Origin of the sequence: Aeromicrobium sp. IC_218, assembly GCF_004336805.1 — a bacterium.
Classification (GTDB): domain Bacteria; phylum Actinomycetota; class Actinomycetes; order Propionibacteriales; family Nocardioidaceae; genus Aeromicrobium.
Genome location: NZ_SJXM01000001.1, coordinates 279580 through 297609, shown reverse-complemented (window position 1 = coordinate 297609; position 18030 = coordinate 279580). Strand labels below are relative to the sequence as shown.

Below are 18030 nucleotides of genomic sequence, written 5' to 3'. Positions count from 1 at the left end.
CTCCTCGTGGGTTTCAGGACTCGGGGACGACCGGCACGGGCCGGTCGAGGGGTCGGTGACGGACAGGGGTGACCGCGTAGCGCGGGATGTAGCGGGCCATGAGCACCGCGCCGCCCCCGGCGACGGCGGCCATGCTCAGCGGCGCCGCCAGGAGCGGGGCGGTCGCGGCCGCACCGGCGATGCCGAGCGGCCCGGCGAGGAAGCCGAGGTCGTGGGTGAGTCGCCAGGCGGCCAGGAACTCGGCCCGGGTGCCCGGCGGCGCGGTGTCGGCGCCGAGCGTCATGATCACGCCGTTGCCGAGGCCGTTCCCGACGCCGAGCACGAGGGCCGCGACGACGAACCCGGTCAGCCCGGTCGCGAGCGGCAGCCCGAGGTAGGCCACGGCCATGAGGACGAGCGAGGGCACCGCGACCCAGGCGCGTCCGTGCCGGTCCATCAACCAGCCGGCCGGGTAGGAGCACACGACGTCCACGAGGGCGCCGAGGCCGAACACCAGGCTGACCGTGGCCGCCTCCAGGCCGAGGTGGTCGCCCCACAGCGGCAGCACGGCGTCGCGGGCCGCCCGGGCCGCGCCCATGAGCAACGACCCGGTGCCCAGCGTCACCAGCAGGCGCCGGTGCTGGGCGACGACCTGCCCGAGCCGCTGCACGGCGTCGACGGACACAGCGCGGCGGCTCGGCGGGTCCGGGAGCCGCGCCATGAGGGCGCCCGACATGACGATCGCGACGAGCTGGACGACGAAGCCGCCCTGCGTGCCGACCGCGACGATCACGGCCGCCCCGAGCAGCGGGCCGACGAAGAAACCCAGACGCATGGCGCCACCGAACAGCGACATCGCCTGCGCCCGGCGGGCCAGCGGCACCGCCTCGGACAGGTAGCTCATCCGCGCCAGGCCCCACACGGCGTTCGCCAGGCCGGTCAGCACGAGGCCGACCGCGAGCACGCCGACATGCGGCGCGACGAGGGCCAGCAGCACGCCCACGCCGCCGACGACGCTGGCGGCGACGATGGCGATCCGCTCGCCGACCCGTCCGACGAACCGACCGGCGGGCAGGTCGCCGAGCACCTGGCCCAGGCCCCACAACGCGACCATGAGGCCGGCGAGCGGGACGGACGCCCCCAGGTCGCGCGCCGTCAGCGCGATGACCGGGGCGGCCGCGCCCTGCCCCAGCCCGTAGACCGCGGCCGGCACGTAGACCGTCGGCGCGAGCGAGCGCAACGAGACGACCTCAGGCGACGACGGCACGCTCGTCCTGCTCGGCGGGCTCCAGCAGGCCGTAGTGGCCACGCAGCGTGGTCGCCTCGTACTCGGTGCGGAAGTAGCCGCGCTCCTGCAGGATCGGGACGACCTCGTCGACGAAGACCTCCAGGCCGCCGGGCAGGTAGGGCGCCATGACGTTGAATCCGTCGGCGGCGCCGCCCTCGACCCAGGCGACCAGGTCGTCGGCGACCTGCTCGGGCGTGCCGGCGAACGTCCGGTGCCCGCGGCCGCCGCCGAGCTTGGCCACGACCTCACGCACCGTGGTGCGTCCGTCGGCGCCGAGCGCCTTCACCAGCTCGAAGCGGCTCTTGTTGGTCTCGATGCTGGACACGTCCGGCAGCGCCGGCAGCGGGCCGTCCAGGTCGGCCTCGCTCAGCTCGACGCCGAGCATCTGCGAGAGCTGGCTGAGCGCGTAGGCCGGCGAGATGAGCCGGGTGAACTCCTCCTCCAGCTCGCGCGCCTCGGCCTCGGTGGCGGCGATGAACGGGACGATGCCGGGCAGCACCTTGAGCTCGTCGGCGGAGCGGCCGTGCGCGGCGAGCCGGGCCTTGAGGTCGCGGTAGAAGTCGCGGCCCTCCTCGATCGTGCGCTGCGCGGTGAACACGGCCTCGGCGTACCGGGCGGCGAACTCCTTGCCGGCCTCGGACGAGCCGGCCTGGACGAGCAGCGGACGGCCCTGCGGGCTCCGCGGCACGTTGAGCGGTCCGGCGACCCGGAAGTGCTCCCCCTCGTGGGCGACCTCGTGGACGCTGTCGGGCCGGGTGAACCAGCCGCCCTCCTCGTCCAGCACGACGGCGTCGGCGTCCCAGGACTCCCAGAGCCGCTCGACGACCTCGACGAACTCGTCGGCACGGGCGTACCGCTTGGCGTGCTCGGGCGTGCCGTCGAGCCCGTAGTTGGCCGCCTCGGCCGCACCAGCGGACGTGACGATGTTCCAGCCGCCCCGGCCGGCGGAGAGGTGGTCGAGCGAGGCGAACTTGCGGGCCAGCGTGTACGGGTCGTTGTAGCTGGTCGACGCCGTGGCGATGAGCCCGATGCGGTCGGTCACGGCGGAGATGGCCGACAGAAGGGTGATCGGCTCGAAGACCTGCTGGACGTTGTGGGCCACACGCGGCCCGACGGCCAGCCCGTCGGCGAAGAAGATCGAGTCCAGGCGGCCGCGCTCGGCGACCTGCGCGAGGCGCTGGAAGTGGCGCACGTCCAGCACGTCCGCGGCGTTCGTGCGCGGGTGGCGCCAGGCGGCCTCGTGGTGGCCGACGCCCATGAGGAAGGCGTTGAGGTGGAAGGGCTTGGGCATGGGAGTGCTCCTCGTCGAGGTGGGAAGAAGGGGTCAGGCGCGCCAGCGCGAGAACCGGCGCTCGGCGGCCAGGAGGACGTAGTTCACGACGATCCCGATGACCGAGATCGTGAGGATCCCGGCGTACATCTCGGGGATCTGGAAGTTCAGCTGGGCGGCGTTGATCAGATAGCCGAGCCCGGCCTGGGCGCCGATCATCTCGGCGGCGACCAGCACCAGCACCGACGCGGCGCCGGCCATGCGCAGGCCCGTGAAGATGGTCGGGACGGCCGACGGCAGGATCACCTTCTGGAACAGCCGCAGCGGGGAGAGCCCGAGCGAGCGGGCCGACCGCACGAGCAACGGGTCGACGGTGCGGACGCCGGAGATCGTGTTCAGCAGGATCGGGAAGAACGACGCGAACGCGACCAACGCGATCTTGGACGTCTCGCCGATGCCGAGCACCAGCACGAACACCGGCAGCAGCGCCAGGGCGGCCGTGTTCCGGAACGCCTCCAGGATCGGGCTCAGGACGGTGGAGACCGTCCGGTACCAGCCGATGAGCAGGCCGAGCGGGATGGCCGCGACCACCGCGATGCCGAAGCCGCTGCCGGCGCGGACCAGGCTGGCCCGCACGTGCTCGCCGAGCTGGCCCGACGCCGCGAGGTCGCGGGTGGTGGCGAGCACCTCGCTGAGCGGCGGGAGGAAGACCGGGTCCACCAGCCCGATCCGCGGCGCGACCTCCCACAGCAGCAGGAAGGCGACGACCGCGACCGACCGCAGGCCGACGGCGACCGCGAGGCGTCCGGCCCGGCGGACGGCGTGGGCGGCCCGCGGCGGGACGAGCACGGCCGGCTCGGCCGGAGCCTCGGCGGGACGGGCGTGGGCGCGCTGGCGCAGGAGCAGGTCAGACATGGGCGAGGTCCTCTCGAGGGGCGAGCTCGTGCTGCTGGGCGCGGACGACCTCGTCCTGCAGCAGGCTCCAGATCCGGTGGCGGTAGGCGCCGAAGGCGTCGGTGGAGCGGACGTCGGGGGCGGAGACGTCCAGGTCGACGTCCACCACCGCCTTGATGCGGCCGGGCCGCGACGTCATGACGGCCACGCGCTGGCCGAGGTACACGGCCTCGTCGATGCCGTGGGTGATGAAGACGATCGTGGCGCCGGTGGCGCGCCAGATCCGGAGCAGCTCGTCCTGCAGCGACTCGCGGGTCTGGGCGTCGAGCGCGGCGAACGGCTCGTCCATGAGCAGGACGTCCGGCTCGAAGGCCAGGCTGCGGGCGATGGCCACCCGCTGCTTCATGCCACCGGACAGCTCGTGCGGGTACCGGTCGGCGAAGCCGCCGAGCCCGACGAGGTCGAGGAAGCGGCGCGCTGTCTCGCGACGCTCGGCGCGCGGCAGGCCCTTCGCCTCGAGGCCGAGCTCGACGTTGCCCTGCGCGGTGCGCCACGGCAGCAGCGCGTACTGCTGGAACACGATGCCGCGGTCCAGGCCCGGGCCGGTGACCGGTCGGCCGTCCAGCAGGATCTCGCCGGACGACGGGGTGGTCAGTCCGCCGAGCAGGTCCAGCAGCGTGGACTTGCCGCAGCCGCTGGGCCCGACCACGGCGAGCAGCTCGCCGGGGCGGACGTCGAGGGTGGCGTCGGCGAGGGCGACGAAGGTGTCGCCGCGGTGGGCGAACTCCTTGCGGACCTCGCGCAGCCGGAGCTTGGGCTGGGACATCGGTGGCTCCTGGTTCGAGTCGGCTCTGCGGACTCGTCGAACGTAGGAAGCCGGCAGCGTCCGCCGCGGCCTGCTCGTCGCGTGAGACGGGCTGGACGACGCCGGGGGCGGGGCGTAGTCGCGCGGGCCCGCGTGGATAGCGCCCGGAGCCTTCCCACTGGCGCCGTCTCACGCAGCGAGCGGTCGTCGGCGCACCCGGCCGGGCCCGGACGGTGGAGCCATCCCATCGATCCGACCGGAGGTGTCCCGCATGACCATCACCGAGACCCGACCCACGACGTCCGGCTACGAGCACGTCGCCGTCCACCGCACCGGCGAGCGCATCGGCGCCCGCATCGAGGGCGTCCGCCTCGGCGGCGACCTCGCTCCGGAGGTGGTCGCGGAGGTGCGCCGGGCCCTGCTCGAGCACAAGGTCGTCTTCCTGAGCGGTCAGGACCACCTCGACGACGCCGGCCAGCACGCGTTCGCCAGCCTGCTGGGGACGCCCACGGCGCCGCACCCGACGGTGCGAGGCGAGGCCGGGGCCGTCCTGCCCATCGACTCCGAGCACGGCAAGGCCAACAGCTGGCACTCCGACGTCACGTTCGTCGACCGCATCCCGGCGATCAGCATCCTGCGCGCGATCGAGCTGCCCCCGTACGGCGGCAGCACCGTCTGGGCCAACACGGCCACCGCGTACTCCGGCCTGCACCCGGCGCTCAAGGCGCTCGTCGAGCGGCTGTGGGCCGTGCACACCAACCTCTACGACTACGTGGCCGAGCGCGACGAGCAGCGCATCGGCGGCGTCGACGTCAAGGAGCAGGCCTACCGGGACGAGTTCCGCTCGCAGGTCTTCGAGACCGAGCACCCGGTCGTGCGCATCCACCCCGAGACCGGCGAGCGCGTGCTCGTGCTCGGGCACTTCGTCAAGCGGCTAGTCGGGCTGAGCAGCCGCGACTCCGACGCGCTGTTCGAGCTGCTGCAGCGGGCGGTCACCCAGCTGGAGAACACCGTGCGCTGGAGCTGGTCGCCGGGCGACGTGGCGATCTGGGACAACCGCGCCACGCAGCACTACGGCGTCGCCGACTACGGCGACCAGAAGCGCCTGCTGCACCGCATCACGATCGCCGGGGACGTGCCGGCCAGCGTCGACGGCATCCCGTCCAGCACTCGCCAGGGCGACGCGTCGCACTTCTCCGACGTCGCCTGACCCATCGAGCCGGCCGGACCTCCTGGGGGGAGGTCCGGCCGCGTCGCGTGCGGGTCGTCCACGGGAGGTCCCTACCGGAGGCGGTCCGGGTCGACCGGCAGGACGGACGTGCGGCGGACCCGCCACGTCCGGCCGTCGTCCGCCGCGCCCACGAGCTCGGCACCGTCCAGCCGGAACGTCGTCGGGACCGGCCACGGGCAGCCGATCAGGGTCGTGATCGCGTCGTCGGCGAGGACGAGCGTGCCGTCCGAGTGCAGCCGCCAAGACGACGAGCGGGTGGTGTTGCAGCCGTCGAGGACGGTCGCGGGCCCGGCGGGATCGAGCACGGCCGCGAGCGCGCCGCGAGCCCGCGGGCCGGTCGGGTCGCCCCAGGTGCCGGCCGCGTCGGACCGGGTGGGGGTGAGCGCCCGGGTCACCGGGTCGGACCGACCGTCCGCCCTACCGCCCGGCCCGGAGCAGCCGGTCACCACCATCACCGCCACGACCAGGACCCCGAGGCCCGGACGACGTCCGACCGGCATGGGCACCTCCCCCTCCGGCGGACGGGTGCCGCCGCCTGCTCATGTAGGCAGGCGGCGCACCGTCTCGCTAGCGGGGCTTGACCGCCGCGACCGGCACCTCGAGGTCGAGGATGAGCCGCTGGGCGACGCTGCCCATGAGCATCTTGCCCACGGGCGTGCGGTGGCGGACGCCGAGCACCAGGAGGCCCGCGTGCCGGTCGTCGACCAGCTGCTGCACGGCCCCGGCGACGTCGCGGTCGCGCAGCGGCACCAGCTCGGCGGCGACGCCCTGCTCGTCGAGCTGGCGGACGGCCTCGACGAGGTCGTCCTCGGCCACGGTGCGGGCGTCGGTGTCACCGCTGTCGACGTGGGCGAGCAGCAGGCGCCGGCCCGAGCGGGTCGCCTCCTGCGCCGCGTACGCCAGGGCGGCGCGACCGGGCTCGTCGTCGCGGTACGCCACGACGACCGGCGCGTCCGCCGCCGCGGCGGGCGGCGACGAGACGGCGAGCACCGGGACGTCCGCGTCGAGCAGCACCGACTGCGTGACGCTGCCCAGCAGCATCTTGCCGACCGGGCTGCGGTGCCGGACGCCCACGACGAGCAGGTCGGTACCGCGGGCGACCTCGACCAGTCCGCCGGCGACGTCCGTGACGATGTCCTGGCGGACCTCGGCGTCGACGCCGGTGTCGGCCAGGCGCTGGCGCAGCTCGGCCATCGCCTCCTCGGAGGCGAACTGCTTGTCGACGTACGCGTCACCGCGCGTCACGTTCACCACGAGCAGCCGGGTGCCGCGCTCGCGGGCCTGCACGAGCCCGTGCTCGAGCGCCACCCGTCCCAGCTCGTCGGCGCTGTAGGCCACGACGACCGTCATGCGTCCACCTCCTCCTTCTCGGGCGCGGCGCTGCCGCGCGTCCGGACCGCGTTGACCGCCAGGGCGACGGCCACGACGGCGATGAGCACGTAGACCACCACGGCCACCGGCTCGCTCCACAGCGTGCTGACGTCGCCCTGCGAGATGGCGAGCGCCTCGGTCAGCTGCGCCTCGACGCGGGGGCCGAGGATGACACCGATGATCAGCGGCAGCACCGGGATGCCGAAGCGGCGCATCGCCAGGCCCAGCAGGCCGAACGCCAGCAACAGCACCAGGTCGAACGCCTGGAAGTTGACGCTGTAGGCGCCGAGCGAGGCGAAGAACAGGATGCCGGCGTACAGGTACGGACGCGGCGTCTGCAGCAGCTTCGCCCAGATGGGGGCCATGGGCAGGTTGATGACGAGCAGCAGCAGGTTGGCCACGAACAGGCTGGCCAGCAGCGCCCAGACCAGCTCGGGCTCGTTGTCGAACAGCTGGGGGCCGGGCTGGATGCCGTAGCTCTGCATCGCGAGCAGGATGATCGCCGCCGTCGCCGTCGTCGGCAGGCCGATCGCCAGCAGCGGCACGAGGGTGCCGGCGGCCGACGCGTTGTTGGCCGCCTCCGGGCCGGCGACGCCCTCGATGGCGCCGTGGCCGAACTCCTCGGGGTGCTTGGAGAGCCGCTTCTCGGTCAGGTACGACAGCGCGGTCGGCACCTCGGCGCCGCCCGCGGGCAGCGCGCCGAACGGGAAGCCGTACGCGGTGCCGCGCAGCCACGGCTTCCACGAGCGTCCCCAGTCCTTCTTGCTCATCCAGGGCTGGCCGACCGGGATGATCTCCAGCGGCCGGCGGCGCAGGTGGGCCGCGACCCACAGCGCCTCGCCGAGGGCGAAGATCGCCACGGCGACCACGACGACGTCGATGCCGTCGGCGAGCAGCGGCTGGCCGAACGTCAGCCGAGCCTCGCCGGTCGACGCGCCGACCAGGCCGATGGCCAGGCCGAGGAACAGCGCGATGAACCCGCGCAGCTTCGACGAGCCGAGCACCGTGGTGACGGCCAGCAGGGAGGCGAGCATGATCGCGAAGTACGACGGCGCGCCGAGCTGGACGACCAGGTCGGCGACGGTCGGCGCGAGCAGGACGAGCAGGACCGTGCCGATCGTGCCGGCGATGAACGAGCCGACGGCGGCGGTCGCCAGGGCCTGCGCGGCCCGTCCGGCCTTCGCCATCTTGTTGCCCTCGATGGCCGTGACCACCGACGACGACTCGCCGGGGGTGTTGAGCAGGATCGACGTCGTCGAGCCGCCGTACATGCCGCCGTAGTAGATGCCGGCGAACATGATGAGCGCGCTGTCGGGCGACACGTTGTAGGTGACCGGCAGCAGCAGCGCGACGGTCATGGCCGGGCCGATGCCAGGCAGCACGCCGACGGCGGTGCCGAGCAGCACGCCGAGCACGGCGTAGAGCAGGTTCGTGGGCGTCAGGGCGGTCTGGAAGCCCTCCAGGAGCAGGTCCATCAGAGCACTCCGTCCAGGATGCCGGCCGGGATCGGGATGTTGAGCCCGACGTAGAAGCCGTACCAGGTGAGCAGGGACAGGGCCGCGCCGATCGCGATGTCACGGACGTAGGTGCGGCTGCCCAGCGCCCAGGCCGAGCCGGCGAACAGCACGGCGCCGGTGATCGCCCAGCCGAGCCAGCCGACGAAGGCGACGTTGAAGGCGAAGACCGCGACGAGCTTGGCGACGGTGACCCAGTCGCTGCCGCCCTCGAGGTCGACGTCCTCTCCCTCCTCGGCCTCGGGCACGTCACCGCGGGCGGTGGCGACGGCGAGAAGCACGCCGAGCACGAGCAGGACGCCGCCGACCAGGTAGGGCACGGCGTACGGCTGCACCGGCTGGTCGGCGAAGCCCTTGTCGAGCGTCGTGGCGTCGTGGACGACCACGGCGCCCACGACGACGAGGAACGCGGCGAATCCGTACTGGGCGGTGTCGACCGCCCGGCGGCGGACCGGCGACGTCGCGGTGTCGGTGGTGGTCATGCGAGTCCCAGCTCCTTCAGGGTCGTGCGGACGCGCTCGTCCTGCTCTTCGAGGAACGCGGCGAAGTCGTCGCCGGTGGCGAAGTTGTCGCTCCAGCCGTTGCGCTCGAGCGCGTCCTGCCACTCCTTCGTCCCGTGCATCTCGGTGAGGAGGTCGATGTAGTACTGCTTCGTCTCCTCCGAGATACCGGGCGGGGCGAGGATGCCGCGCCAGTTGGTGAAGACCAGGTCGACACCGGACTCGGTGAGCGTGGGGGCGTCGACGGTGTCGAGCCGCTCCTCGCCGGAGACGGCCAGGACGCGCAGCTCGCCGGCCTCGATCTGGCCCTCGAACTCGCCGAGGCCGGACATGCCGACGTCGATCTTGGAGCCGAGCAGGGCCGTGGTGAGCGGGCCGCCGCCGTCGTAGGTGATGAAGTTGACGTCCTTCGGGTCGACCCCGATCGTCTTGGCCAGCTGCATCGGGAACAGGTGGTCCGGGCCGCCGGGCGACGAGCCGCCGCCGACGACGAGGCCGCGCGGGTCCTTCTTCCAGGCCTCGACCAGGTCGTCGACGCTGCGCAGCGGCGAGTCGGCGGGCACGAGGATGCCCTCCTGCTCCTCGACCACCGAGGCGATCGGCGTCGCCTTGGCGACCGTGGCGTCCGAGCCGTTGGTGTAGACGGCACCGACGACGCCCAGGCCCATGGTCATGAGCAGGTCGTCCGCGCCCTCCTCGTTGATGAGCCGCTGCATCGCCACGGTGCCGCTGGCCCCGAGCACGTTGCTGACCTCGAAGCGTCCGGTCAGGTCGTTGGACTGCATGACGTCGGCCGCGGCGCGGCCCGTCAGGTCGTAGCCGCCACCCGGGCTGTTCGGGATCATCATCCGCAGCCGCCGGTTGGACGGGTCGTCGTCGCCGCGGGTCACGCCGCAGGACGTCAGGACGAGCACGCCGGCCAGGGCCAGCACACCCACCCGCAGCGCCCGGCGGGCGCGTGTGGTCGCACGCATGAGAACCTCCTGTGTCCGGGCGATCCTCACGCACAATGTGTCCTGGGTCACGCTTGCGCACGAAACGGAGGTTGTGGTCGTTGTGGTCACGAGGCGCACGGCGCCCGACGCTCGCCGGACAGCTGCTCCTGCTGCAGCTGGCCGTCATCGCCGTGGTCCTGGCGATCGTCGCGGTGATCTCGCTGCGCCAGTCCACGGCGTCCTTCGCCGACGACCGCGGCTCGCGGATGCGCTCGGTCGCGGAGTACCTGGCCAACGTCGCGGTGGTGCGCAGCGAGGTCGGTGACAGCGGGGCCCGGCGCACCCTGGCCCCGGCGATCGACCGCGCCCTGCGGCTGTCCGGCGCGACGACCGTGAGCATCGCCGACCCCGACGGCATCGTCGTCGCGTCGTCCGACCCCGGCGACGTGGGACGCCCGGCCGTGCTCGAGGAGAGCCGGGTGCGCGAGGGCCGCGGCTGGAGCGGCGACGTCACCGTCGACGGCGAGCGGGCCGTGGCGGCGCACGCACCCATCCTGGACGACCGGGGGGAGCTCGTCGGGCTCTCCATCGCCGAGCAGGACTACCCCTCCACCTGGGCCCGGCTGACCGACGCGGCGTCCGACCTCGCGCTGTTCCTGGGCGTGGGCGCCGCGCTCGGCGTCGCCGGCTCGTACCTGGTGTCGCGCATCGTCCGCCGGCGCACCCGCGGGCTCGGCCCGCGCGAGATCGCCACCCTCGCCGACCACCGCGAGGCGCTGCTGCACAGCATCCGCGAGGGCGTCGTGGCGGTCAGCGGCGAGGGACGCGTGACGCTGCTCAACGACGGCGCCCGGTCCCTGCTGGGACTCGACGAGGACGCCGTCGGACGTCCGGTCGACGCCCTCGGGCTCGACCCCGACGTGGTGGCGCTGCTGACCGGCGAGACCGAGACCCGCGACGCCGTCGCGCTCGTGCGCGGGCGGGTGCTCGTGATGAACCACCGGCCGGCGTCCAGCCGCGGCGAGGGCATCGGCTCGGTCACCACCATGCGCGACCGCACCGAGGTCGCCGCCGTGCAGAACCAGCTCAGCTCCAACCTCTCCATCACCGACACCCTGCGGGCCCAGACCCACGAGTTCGCCAACCAGCTGCACACCATCTCCGGGCTCGTCCAGCTCGGCGAGTACGACGAGGTGCGCTCGCTGGTCGGCACGCTCAGCCGTCGCCGCGCCGAGACGGACGCCGCGGTCGCCGAGCGCGTGCGCGACCCCGCGGTGGCGGCGCTGCTGGTGGCCAAGTCGAGCGTCGCCGCGGAGGCCGGGGTGACGCTGCGGCTCGACGAGACGTCCTCGCTGCCGGCGCTCGAGCCGGTCGACTCGGCGGACCTCACGACCGTCCTGGGCAACCTGGTCGACAACGCCGTCGACGCCTGCCGGGGCCGCGGCGACGCCACCGTCACCGTGCACCTGGACGCGTCCGACGCCCAGGTGACGCTGACGGTCAGCGACGACGGGCCCGGCGTGCCCACCGAGCTGCGCGAGTCGGTGTTCTCCCGCGGGTTCAGCACCAAGCCCGACGTGCCCGGCGGCCGCGGCATCGGCCTGGCCCTGGTGCGCATGATCTGCACCGAGCGCGGCGGCGACGTCACCCTCTCCAGCGACGGGGACGGCCGCGACGGCGCTACCTTCAGGGTGCAGCTGCCGCGCGAGGCGGCCCGAGACCAGGAGCACTGATGGACGTCCTCGTCGTCGACGACGACTTCATGGTGGCGCGCGTCCACGCGATGTTCGTGGAGCGCACCGAGGGCTTCCGCGTCGTCGGTGTCGCCCGCACCGGCGAGGAGGCGCTGCGGCTGGCCGGCGAGCACCACCCCGACCTGGTCCTGCTGGACGTCCACCTGCCCGACCTGTCCGGCGTCGAGGTGCTGCGCCGGCTGCGGGCCGAGGGCATCGGCGCCGGCGTCGTCATGGTCACCGCCGAGCGCGACGCCGAGGTGGTGCGCGAGGCGCTGCAGGGCGGCGCGATGCAGTACCTGGTGAAGCCGTTCGAGTACGAGGACCTCGCCCGTCGTCTGGTCAGCGTCCGCGACGCGATCGCGGCCCTGCGCGGCGGCCCGGTCGACCAGCGCACCATCGACCGCGCGTTCGTCGCGTCCGCCCCGACCCCCGTCCAGCCGTCGCGACGGCTCAGCCCGGAGACCACCGAGCTCGTGCTGGGTGCGCTGGCCCGGCACGAGGACGTGTCGGCGTCCGAGTGCGGCGAGGAGATCGGCATCTCGCGGGTCAGCGCCCGGCGCTACCTCGAGCAGCTGGTGGCCGAGGGCCGCGCCGCGGTGCGGCTGGCCTACGGCGGCGCCGGACGTCCCGAGCGCCGCTACTCCCGCGCCCGCTAGCGGGTCGCGGTCGCAGCCGCGTCCGGCACCACGAACTCGTCCGACTCCGTGTGGGTCGTCGTGGTGAAAGCGAGGGACGCGATCATCGACACGATGGACACGAGCACGGCCACCACGGGCAGCGCCGCGCGCTGGACGTGGTGAGCCTGCAGCCGGGTGAACGTGCCGATCAGGGCGATCGCGAGGCCGAAGATCGAGAAGACGAACGACACCACCACGACCATCACCCACCACAGGGCGATCTCGGCCGGTCCGCGACGGACGTGTGGCTCGGTGGTCGTCGTCATGCGGGAATCGTCCCAGGACGACGGGCCGCGCGAGTCCCGAACGGCCAGAATGGGTCGTCGCCCTCAGGAGGAACGTTGAACGGACTCGAGATCACCGTCGTGCTGGGCGCGGCGGTGCTGGCCGGGACGGTGCTCGCCACCCGGCTGCGCGTGCCGACGCCGCTGCTGCTGCTCACCCTCGGCCTGCTGCTCGGTCTCGTGCCGGAGCTGCGCGAGGTCGAGCTGCCGCCGGACGTCGTGCTGCTGCTGTTCCTGCCGGTGATGCTGTTCTGGGAGAGCCTGACGACGTCGCTGCGGGCGATCCGGAGGGCGTTCCGCGGCATCGTCATCATGAGCACGCTCATGGTGGTGGCCACCGCCCTCGGCGTCGCGGCGCTCGCGCACTGGATGGGCATGCCGTGGGACGCCGCGCTGGTGCTCGGCGCCGCCGTCGCTCCCCCGGACGCCACCGCGGTCGCCGCCCTGGGCCGCACGCTGCCGCGGCGGCACTTCATGATCCTCAAGGCCGAGAGCCTCACGAACGACGGCACGGCGCTGGTGGTCTATGCGGTCGCGGTGGGCCTGGCGTCCGGCGGCCACTACTCGACCCTCGACGTCACCGAGGTCGTGCTGCGCTCGTACCTCGGCGGCCTCCTGGCCGGCGCGATCGTCGCCGCCGCCGGGTACGCGATCATGCGCTCGGTGCGCGACACGCTGTCGCTGAACCTCACGCTGCTGCTGGTGCCGTTCGCGGCCTACCTGCTGGCCGAGACGTTCCACGCGTCCGGCGTGCTGGCCGTCGTCGTGGCTGGCCTGACCATCGCGTACGTGTCGAGCCGCATCAGCACCCCGGCCTCCCGCCGTCAGACCGAGTGGACGTGGCCACTGGGCTCGTACGTCCTGAACTCGGCCCTGTTCGTGCTGGTCGGGCTCGAGGTGCAGGTCGTCGTCCACGACGCCGAGATGGACCACGTCGCCCGCCTGCTGGCCACGATCGTCGTCGTGTGGGCGGGCATGCTCGTCATCCGGTTCGGCTTCCAGACGCTGACGATCATGATCATCCGGGTGCTGGACCGCCGTCCGTCCCAGCGGCTGCGCCGCACGACGTTCCGCGGTCGCGTGGTGACGGCGGTCGCCGGCTTCCGCGGCGCGGTGTCGCTGGCCATCGCCCTGTCGGTGCCGGCGACGCTCGACGACGGCACGCCGTTCCCGGGCCGCGAGGACATCGTCATCATGACCGCGGGCGTCATCCTGCTGACGCTGCTCGTGCAGGGCCCGTTGCTGCCCGTGGTCGTGCGGTGGGCCCGGCTCCCCGAGGACACGTCGCCCGCGGAGGAGCGTCGCCTCGCCGAGCGCGCCCTCAGCGAGGCGGCCGGCGACGCCCTGGAGGGCCTCGTCGAGGAGCTGGGCACCAGCCCCGCGACCCACGAGCGCGTCAAGCGCGAGCACGCCGACCACCTGGCCTCGGTCGACACCCTCGACCCGGACGCCGACCACGCCCTGTTCGGCGAGCCGGACGACTACGCCCGCCTGCGCCTGGCCCTGATCGAGCGCAAGCGCGACGCCCTGTGGCAGCTGCGCGCGGAGGGCACGGTGGACGACGAGGTGGTGCGTGAGATCCGCACCCGCCTGGACATCGAGGAGCTGCGGCTCACGGGCATCGAGCCGCTCGAGTAGGAGCCTTCGACATCGGCGCCGCTCCTCGAGCCTGTCGAAAGGAGGCTTCGACAGGCTCAGGGATCGGGAATCAGGCGGGTTCCAGCGCTCTCGGTCGGTGCTTGACGTGGCGGGCGTGGCGTAGGGGTCGTTGTTGTGGGTCGATCCGGGGTGGCGGGATGACTTCGACGACGCCGTCGTGGCTGAGTCGGGCTTGCCAGTCGGAGTCGTGGAGCAGGTGGTGGTGGAAGAAGCAGAACAGGGCGCCGTTGTCGACGGACGTGTCGCCGCCGTGTGACCACGGGACGAGGTGGTGAGCTTCGCACCAGCCCGGTGGTCGGTCGCAGCCCTTCCAGGAGCAGCCGCCGTCTCGCTTGGTGAGGGCGGCTCGTTGGTGCTGGTCGTGGAGTCGCTTGCGCCGGCCCACGTCCATCGGCTGGCTCGCGCCGTCGAGAACCATGGGGATGATTCCGGCGTTGCAGGCCAGCCGCCGCGCCTGCGAGGCGGAGAGCCCGGTGTCGGTGGACAGCATCGCTCGTCCGAGGTCGCGGACCAGGTCGTCGTGCTTCATCGAGATGGTCACGGTCGCCGCGACACCGCCGGCCTGCGGGAAGCAGTCGCTCGGGAGGTGCTCAACGAGCTCGCAGAGGGCGAGTCCCATGCGACGGGCGTGGTCGAGGCGGCCGATCTCGGCGTCGGAGTGGTCGCCGTCGACGTCCCGGAAGACCGCCCCGTCGCGTCGGGGTGAGGCGAGGCCTTCGAGGACGGTCTTGAGCATGTCGGCCTGGACGTCCGGCAGGACCCCGCGGATGCTCGACCTTCCCTTACCCATGCGGGTGATGGTCAGGTGCGTCTCGTCCCACGCCTGCTTCTCCTGCCGCTCCAGCTGGGCACCAATGATCTCGTCCGCACTGTCAGGATCGACCACTTCCACGATCCGGTTCGCGAGCCGGCGCAAGTCGTCCGCACCGAACTCGGACGCATGCTCCAAGAGGGTGGCTTCGGCGTCATCGTGCTGCTCGTCCACGAACCACTCCGGCAGGGCATCGAGAGCCTTCAGGATGATGTGCGCCTGCTCGGTAGTCAGCCGTCCGGTGCTCCACCGCTCACGGGTCACAGCCCCGCGGGTCGGATCGAGTCGGGTCAGCGAGACCAGCTTCGACGCCTCACGACGAGAGACGTTCGTGGTGCTCGCTAGCCAGGCAGTCGGCGACGTACAACCGTCCTCACGCGGCAAGCCGCGGTCTTCCGCCGCAGCGGTGAGCCGGACGGTTAGCGCCTGGAGCGCGGACGCGGCCTGAGCAGCAGCCTGCAGCTCCGCACGGATCTCCCGGTCCGTCAGCGTCCAGGGCTCGAGCGTGCTGGACTCCTCCAGCAGTGCTGCCACCTGGTCGCTGATCATCCGAAACCCCCGTGTCGAACGTTTGTTCTATCCTACCTCGAGGCACTGACAGGAACAACGCGATATCCACTGGAATCTCAGATGTTTTCGGGGCTTCGACAAGCTCAGCGCGTGGCTCGGGCGAGCCGATGAAGCAAGGAGAGCACCCGCCCAACCGCCTCGTCCCCAGCCCCTCGGGCGACCACGCACCGAGGCTCCTTTCGACAAGCTCAAGGAGCGGGACGCAGGCGAGCCGACAAGCCGACCCGCGCACGCACCCCACGGCCTCGTCTTAAGCCCCTCGGGCGCCCCCGCACCCAGGCTCCTTTCGACAAGCTCAAGGAGCGGTCGCGGAGCAGGCCTTGTAAGCGTCGTGTCAGGCCTGCGCAAGCCTGCTCGTCCACCGTGGGTCCCGAGAACCCCACGACCCGAGAAGGACCTCCCATGAACCCGCGCCCCCGCCGCGCCGCTCTCGCCCTCGCCAGCACCGCGCTCGCCCTCACCGGCTTCCTGTCGGCCTGCGCAGGAGACTCCGAGAACACCGCCACCCCGCCCATCGGTGCCGAGGAGGCGAAGGACGACCTGAACGACATCGCGGCGGACTCCGGCGTCCCCGAGGAGTGCGCCGAGGCCTTCCCCCTGGCGCTCACCAAGCCCGACCCGGCGTCCGTGAAGCTGACGCCGACCTCGTGGCCCGAGCCGCCTGTCGACGCAGTCCTGTGCTCGACCAGCGAGATCATGGACGGCGGCCAGGAGGCGATGGGCTACGCCAGCGACGCCTCGGCCGACGAGGTCCTGGACGCGTACGAGTCGGCCCTGGCCTCCTTCGACCCCACGATCGAGGACAAGGGCGCGGGGACGTCGCTGTTCGGCGAGGCCGACGGCACGTCCTTCCAGGTCACGCCGCAGGACGGCGGGTTCACGGTCTTCTTCGCCACCAGCTGACGCACCGCGGAACCACGGACGGCCGGGACCCGACAGGGTCCCGGCCGTCCGCACACGTCTTCAGCTCACTCGCGACGCTGGATCGGGAAGAGGATCGCCTCGCGGATGCCGACGCCCTGGAGCAGCATCACCAGGCGGTCGACGCCGAGGCCCAGGCCACCGGCGGGCGGCATGCCGAACTCGAGCGCGCGCAGGAAGTCCTCGTCGACGTCCATGGCCTCGGGGTCGCCGGCGGCGGCCATGCGCGCCTGCTCCTCGAGCCGCTCGCGCTGGATGACCGGGTCGTTGAGCTCGGAGTAGGCCGGGGCCAGCTCCACGCCGTTGATGATGAGGTCCCACGCTTCGACCAGGCCGGGCTTCGTGCGGTGCTTCTTGGCCAGCGGGCGCACCGACTCGGGGTAGTCGCGCACGAACGTGGGCTGCACGAGCGTGTGCTCGACGAGCTTCTCGTACAGCTCCAGCACGATCTCGCCGGCGTCCCAGCCCTCGCGCAGCGCGACCTCGTGCTCGGCGGCCAGCGCGACGAGCGTGTCGACCGGGGTCTCGACGTCGACCGTCTGGCCCACGGCCTCCGAGACGAGCTCGTGCACGGTGGCGTGGCGCCACTCGGCCTCGAGGTCGATCTGCGAGCCGTCGCGGCCCGGCACGACCGTCCTCCCGACCGCGCGGGCGGCGTTCAGCACCAGGTCGCGGGTCAGCTCGGCCATCGTGTCGTAGGAGCCGTACGCCTCGTACGCCTCGAGCATCATGAACTCGGGGTTGTGCGTGTTGTCGACGCCCTCGTTGCGGAAGGTCTTGCCGATCTCGTAGACCCGGTCGACACCGCCGACGAGCGCGCGCTTGAGGTGCAGCTCCAGCGCGATGCGCAGCAGGGCGTCCTCGTCGTAGGCGTTCACGTGGGTCTCGAACGGACGCGCCGCGGCACCGCCGTTGGTGTGCTGCAGCACGGGCGTCTCGACCTCGACGTAGTCGCGGCCGTCGAGCGTGGCGCGCAGCGACTGCAGCACCTTCGCCTTGGCGCGGACGTTGTCGCGGGCCTCGGGCCGGACGATGAGGTCGACGTACCGCATGCGGGCCCGGGCCTCGTCCGACAGCGGCTTGTGCTCGACCGGCAGCGGGCGCATGGTCTTGGCCGCGATCTGCCACGACGTGGCGGCGACGCTCAGCTCGCCGCGGCGGCTGGTGATGACCTCGCCGGTGACGGCCAGGTGGTCGCCGATGTCGACGAGCGCCTTGAAGTCGGCCAGCGACTCCTCGCCCACGTCGGCCAGCGACAGCATGGCCTGCAGCTCGGTGCCGTCACCCTCGCGCAGCCGGACGAAGCAGAGCTTGCCGGTGTTGCGCAGGAAGATGACGCGGCCGGCGACCGAGACGGTCTCGCCGGTGCGGACGTCCGCGCCCAGCGCCTCGGCGTCGTGGGTGGCGACGACCTCGCGCAGGGTGTGGGTGCGGCCGACCGTCACGGGGTACGGGTCGACGCCGGAGTCCAGCAGGCGCTGGCGCTTCTCGCGCCGGATGCGGATCTGCTCGGGAAGGTCGTCCTCGTCGGGCACGGTCGTCGCGTCGCTCACGAGGCCCGAGTCTAGTGGCGCGGCGCCGGACG

Annotated in this window: 17 protein-coding genes; 5 read left to right on the top strand and 12 right to left on the bottom strand. The window is 72.7% G+C overall.

Annotated elements, in window-relative coordinates; genetic code table 11:
- Positions 1 to 13: 13 nt before the first annotated feature.
- The 4 genes from E0W78_RS01465 to E0W78_RS01450 are packed head-to-tail and all read right to left on the bottom strand — an operon-like array spanning position 14 to position 4257.
- Positions 14 to 1246 carry an MFS transporter gene (locus E0W78_RS01465; protein WP_207392569.1) on the bottom strand — a complete coding sequence of 411 codons (1233 nt, stop codon included), beginning with the start codon at positions 1244 to 1246 and terminating at the stop codon, positions 14 to 16.
- The gene (locus E0W78_RS01460) at positions 1230 to 2558 is read right to left on the bottom strand and encodes an LLM class flavin-dependent oxidoreductase (protein WP_131402070.1); all 1329 of its coding nucleotides are present in this window, start codon (positions 2556 to 2558) and stop codon (positions 1230 to 1232) included. The genes E0W78_RS01465 and E0W78_RS01460 overlap by 17 nt, the downstream gene beginning before the upstream one ends.
- A 33-nt stretch (positions 2559 to 2591) precedes the next feature.
- Positions 2592 to 3452: an ABC transporter permease gene (locus E0W78_RS01455; protein ID WP_131402069.1), complete on the bottom strand. Its 861-nt coding sequence runs from the start codon at positions 3450 to 3452 to the stop codon at positions 2592 to 2594.
- Positions 3445 to 4257, bottom strand: coding sequence for an ABC transporter ATP-binding protein (locus E0W78_RS01450; RefSeq protein ID WP_131402068.1), 813 nt, complete (start codon positions 4255 to 4257; stop codon positions 3445 to 3447). The genes E0W78_RS01455 and E0W78_RS01450 overlap by 8 nt, the downstream gene beginning before the upstream one ends.
- 250 nt (positions 4258 to 4507) lie before the next feature.
- Here E0W78_RS01450 and E0W78_RS01445 point away from each other — a divergent pair, with 250 nt between their 5' ends.
- Positions 4508 to 5446 carry a TauD/TfdA family dioxygenase gene (locus E0W78_RS01445; protein WP_131402067.1) on the top strand — a complete coding sequence of 313 codons (939 nt, stop codon included), beginning with the start codon at positions 4508 to 4510 and terminating at the stop codon, positions 5444 to 5446.
- A gap of 71 nt (positions 5447 to 5517) precedes the next feature.
- Here E0W78_RS01445 and E0W78_RS01440 read toward each other — a convergent pair whose 3' ends face one another.
- The 5 genes from E0W78_RS01440 to E0W78_RS01420 all read right to left on the bottom strand — a co-directional run bounded on the left by E0W78_RS01440 (position 5518) and on the right by E0W78_RS01420 (position 9826).
- On the bottom strand, positions 5518 to 5967 hold the full coding sequence (locus tag E0W78_RS01440) for a hypothetical protein (RefSeq protein ID WP_131402066.1): 450 nt from the start codon (positions 5965 to 5967) through the stop codon (positions 5518 to 5520).
- A 67-nt stretch (positions 5968 to 6034) separates the two neighbouring features.
- On the bottom strand, positions 6035 to 6817 hold the full coding sequence (locus tag E0W78_RS16380) for a universal stress protein (RefSeq protein WP_165570366.1): 783 nt from the start codon (positions 6815 to 6817) through the stop codon (positions 6035 to 6037).
- The gene (locus E0W78_RS01430) at positions 6814 to 8313 is read right to left on the bottom strand and encodes a tripartite tricarboxylate transporter permease (RefSeq protein ID WP_131402065.1); all 1500 of its coding nucleotides are present in this window, start codon (positions 8311 to 8313) and stop codon (positions 6814 to 6816) included. The genes E0W78_RS16380 and E0W78_RS01430 overlap by 4 nt, the downstream gene beginning before the upstream one ends.
- The gene (locus E0W78_RS01425; protein ID WP_131402064.1) at positions 8313 to 8834 is read right to left on the bottom strand and encodes a tripartite tricarboxylate transporter TctB family protein; all 522 of its coding nucleotides are present in this window, start codon (positions 8832 to 8834) and stop codon (positions 8313 to 8315) included. The genes E0W78_RS01430 and E0W78_RS01425 overlap by 1 nt, the downstream gene beginning before the upstream one ends.
- A complete protein-coding gene (locus E0W78_RS01420; protein WP_131402063.1) occupies positions 8831 to 9826 on the bottom strand; it encodes a tripartite tricarboxylate transporter substrate-binding protein in 996 nt (331 codons plus the stop codon). Before E0W78_RS01420 ends, E0W78_RS01425 begins: the two co-directional genes overlap by 4 nt.
- 80 nt (positions 9827 to 9906) lie before the next feature.
- Here E0W78_RS01420 and E0W78_RS01415 point away from each other — a divergent pair, with 80 nt between their 5' ends.
- The gene (locus E0W78_RS01415) at positions 9907 to 11520 is read left to right on the top strand and encodes a sensor histidine kinase (protein ID WP_207392568.1); all 1614 of its coding nucleotides are present in this window, start codon (positions 9907 to 9909) and stop codon (positions 11518 to 11520) included.
- Positions 11520 to 12179: a response regulator gene (locus E0W78_RS01410; protein ID WP_242686173.1), complete on the top strand. Its 660-nt coding sequence runs from the start codon at positions 11520 to 11522 to the stop codon at positions 12177 to 12179. Before E0W78_RS01415 ends, E0W78_RS01410 begins: the two co-directional genes overlap by 1 nt.
- Here E0W78_RS01410 and E0W78_RS01405 read toward each other — a convergent pair.
- Positions 12176 to 12466 carry a hypothetical protein gene (locus E0W78_RS01405; RefSeq protein ID WP_131402060.1) on the bottom strand — a complete coding sequence of 97 codons (291 nt, stop codon included), beginning with the start codon at positions 12464 to 12466 and terminating at the stop codon, positions 12176 to 12178. The two genes, E0W78_RS01410 and E0W78_RS01405, sit on opposite strands and share 4 nt — an antisense overlap.
- A 75-nt stretch (positions 12467 to 12541) precedes the next feature.
- Here E0W78_RS01405 and E0W78_RS01400 point away from each other — a divergent pair, with 75 nt between their 5' ends.
- Positions 12542 to 14122 (top strand): Na+/H+ antiporter, encoded by a 1581-nt coding sequence (locus E0W78_RS01400; RefSeq protein WP_131402059.1) that lies wholly within the window; start codon positions 12542 to 12544, stop codon positions 14120 to 14122.
- Positions 14123 to 14192: 70 nt separating this feature from the next.
- On the opposite strand, the gene E0W78_RS01395 is transcribed toward E0W78_RS01400, so the two are convergent.
- A complete protein-coding gene (locus E0W78_RS01395) occupies positions 14193 to 15503 on the bottom strand; it encodes an HNH endonuclease signature motif containing protein (protein ID WP_131402058.1) in 1311 nt (436 codons plus the stop codon).
- Between the two features lie 423 nt (positions 15504 to 15926).
- On the opposite strand from E0W78_RS01395, the gene E0W78_RS01390 reads away from it, so the two are divergent.
- Positions 15927 to 16427 carry a hypothetical protein gene (locus tag E0W78_RS01390; protein WP_131402057.1) on the top strand — a complete coding sequence of 167 codons (501 nt, stop codon included), beginning with the start codon at positions 15927 to 15929 and terminating at the stop codon, positions 16425 to 16427.
- A 65-nt stretch (positions 16428 to 16492) separates the two neighbouring features.
- On the opposite strand, the gene lysS is transcribed toward E0W78_RS01390, so the two are convergent.
- Positions 16493 to 17998: a lysine--tRNA ligase gene (lysS, locus tag E0W78_RS01385; RefSeq protein ID WP_131402056.1), complete on the bottom strand. Its 1506-nt coding sequence runs from the start codon at positions 17996 to 17998 to the stop codon at positions 16493 to 16495.
- Positions 17999 to 18030 lie beyond the last annotated feature (32 nt).

Bases quoted from the DNA above. Each gene is read 5' to 3' on its own strand.
- E0W78_RS01460 (WP_131402070.1), bottom strand. From the start codon at position 2,558: ATGCCCAAGCCCTTCCACCTCAACGCCTTCCTCATGGGCGTCGGCCAC.
- E0W78_RS01455 (WP_131402069.1), bottom strand. From the start codon at position 3,452: ATGTCTGACCTGCTCCTGCGCCAGCGCGCCCACGCCCGTCCCGCCGAG.
- E0W78_RS01450 (WP_131402068.1), bottom strand. From the start codon at position 4,257: ATGTCCCAGCCCAAGCTCCGGCTGCGCGAGGTCCGCAAGGAGTTCGCC.
- E0W78_RS01445 (WP_131402067.1), top strand. From the start codon at position 4,508: ATGACCATCACCGAGACCCGACCCACGACGTCCGGCTACGAGCACGTC.
- E0W78_RS01440 (WP_131402066.1), bottom strand. From the start codon at position 5,967: ATGCCGGTCGGACGTCGTCCGGGCCTCGGGGTCCTGGTCGTGGCGGTG.
- E0W78_RS16380 (WP_165570366.1), bottom strand. From the start codon at position 6,817: ATGACGGTCGTCGTGGCCTACAGCGCCGACGAGCTGGGACGGGTGGCG.
- E0W78_RS01430 (WP_131402065.1), bottom strand. From the start codon at position 8,313: ATGGACCTGCTCCTGGAGGGCTTCCAGACCGCCCTGACGCCCACGAAC.
- E0W78_RS01425 (WP_131402064.1), bottom strand. From the start codon at position 8,834: ATGACCACCACCGACACCGCGACGTCGCCGGTCCGCCGCCGGGCGGTC.
- E0W78_RS01420 (WP_131402063.1), bottom strand. From the start codon at position 9,826: ATGCGTGCGACCACACGCGCCCGCCGGGCGCTGCGGGTGGGTGTGCTG.
- E0W78_RS01410 (WP_242686173.1), top strand. From the start codon at position 11,520: ATGGACGTCCTCGTCGTCGACGACGACTTCATGGTGGCGCGCGTCCAC.
- E0W78_RS01405 (WP_131402060.1), bottom strand. From the start codon at position 12,466: ATGACGACGACCACCGAGCCACACGTCCGTCGCGGACCGGCCGAGATC.
- E0W78_RS01395 (WP_131402058.1), bottom strand. From the start codon at position 15,503: ATGATCAGCGACCAGGTGGCAGCACTGCTGGAGGAGTCCAGCACGCTC.
- E0W78_RS01390 (WP_131402057.1), top strand. From the start codon at position 15,927: ATGAACCCGCGCCCCCGCCGCGCCGCTCTCGCCCTCGCCAGCACCGCG.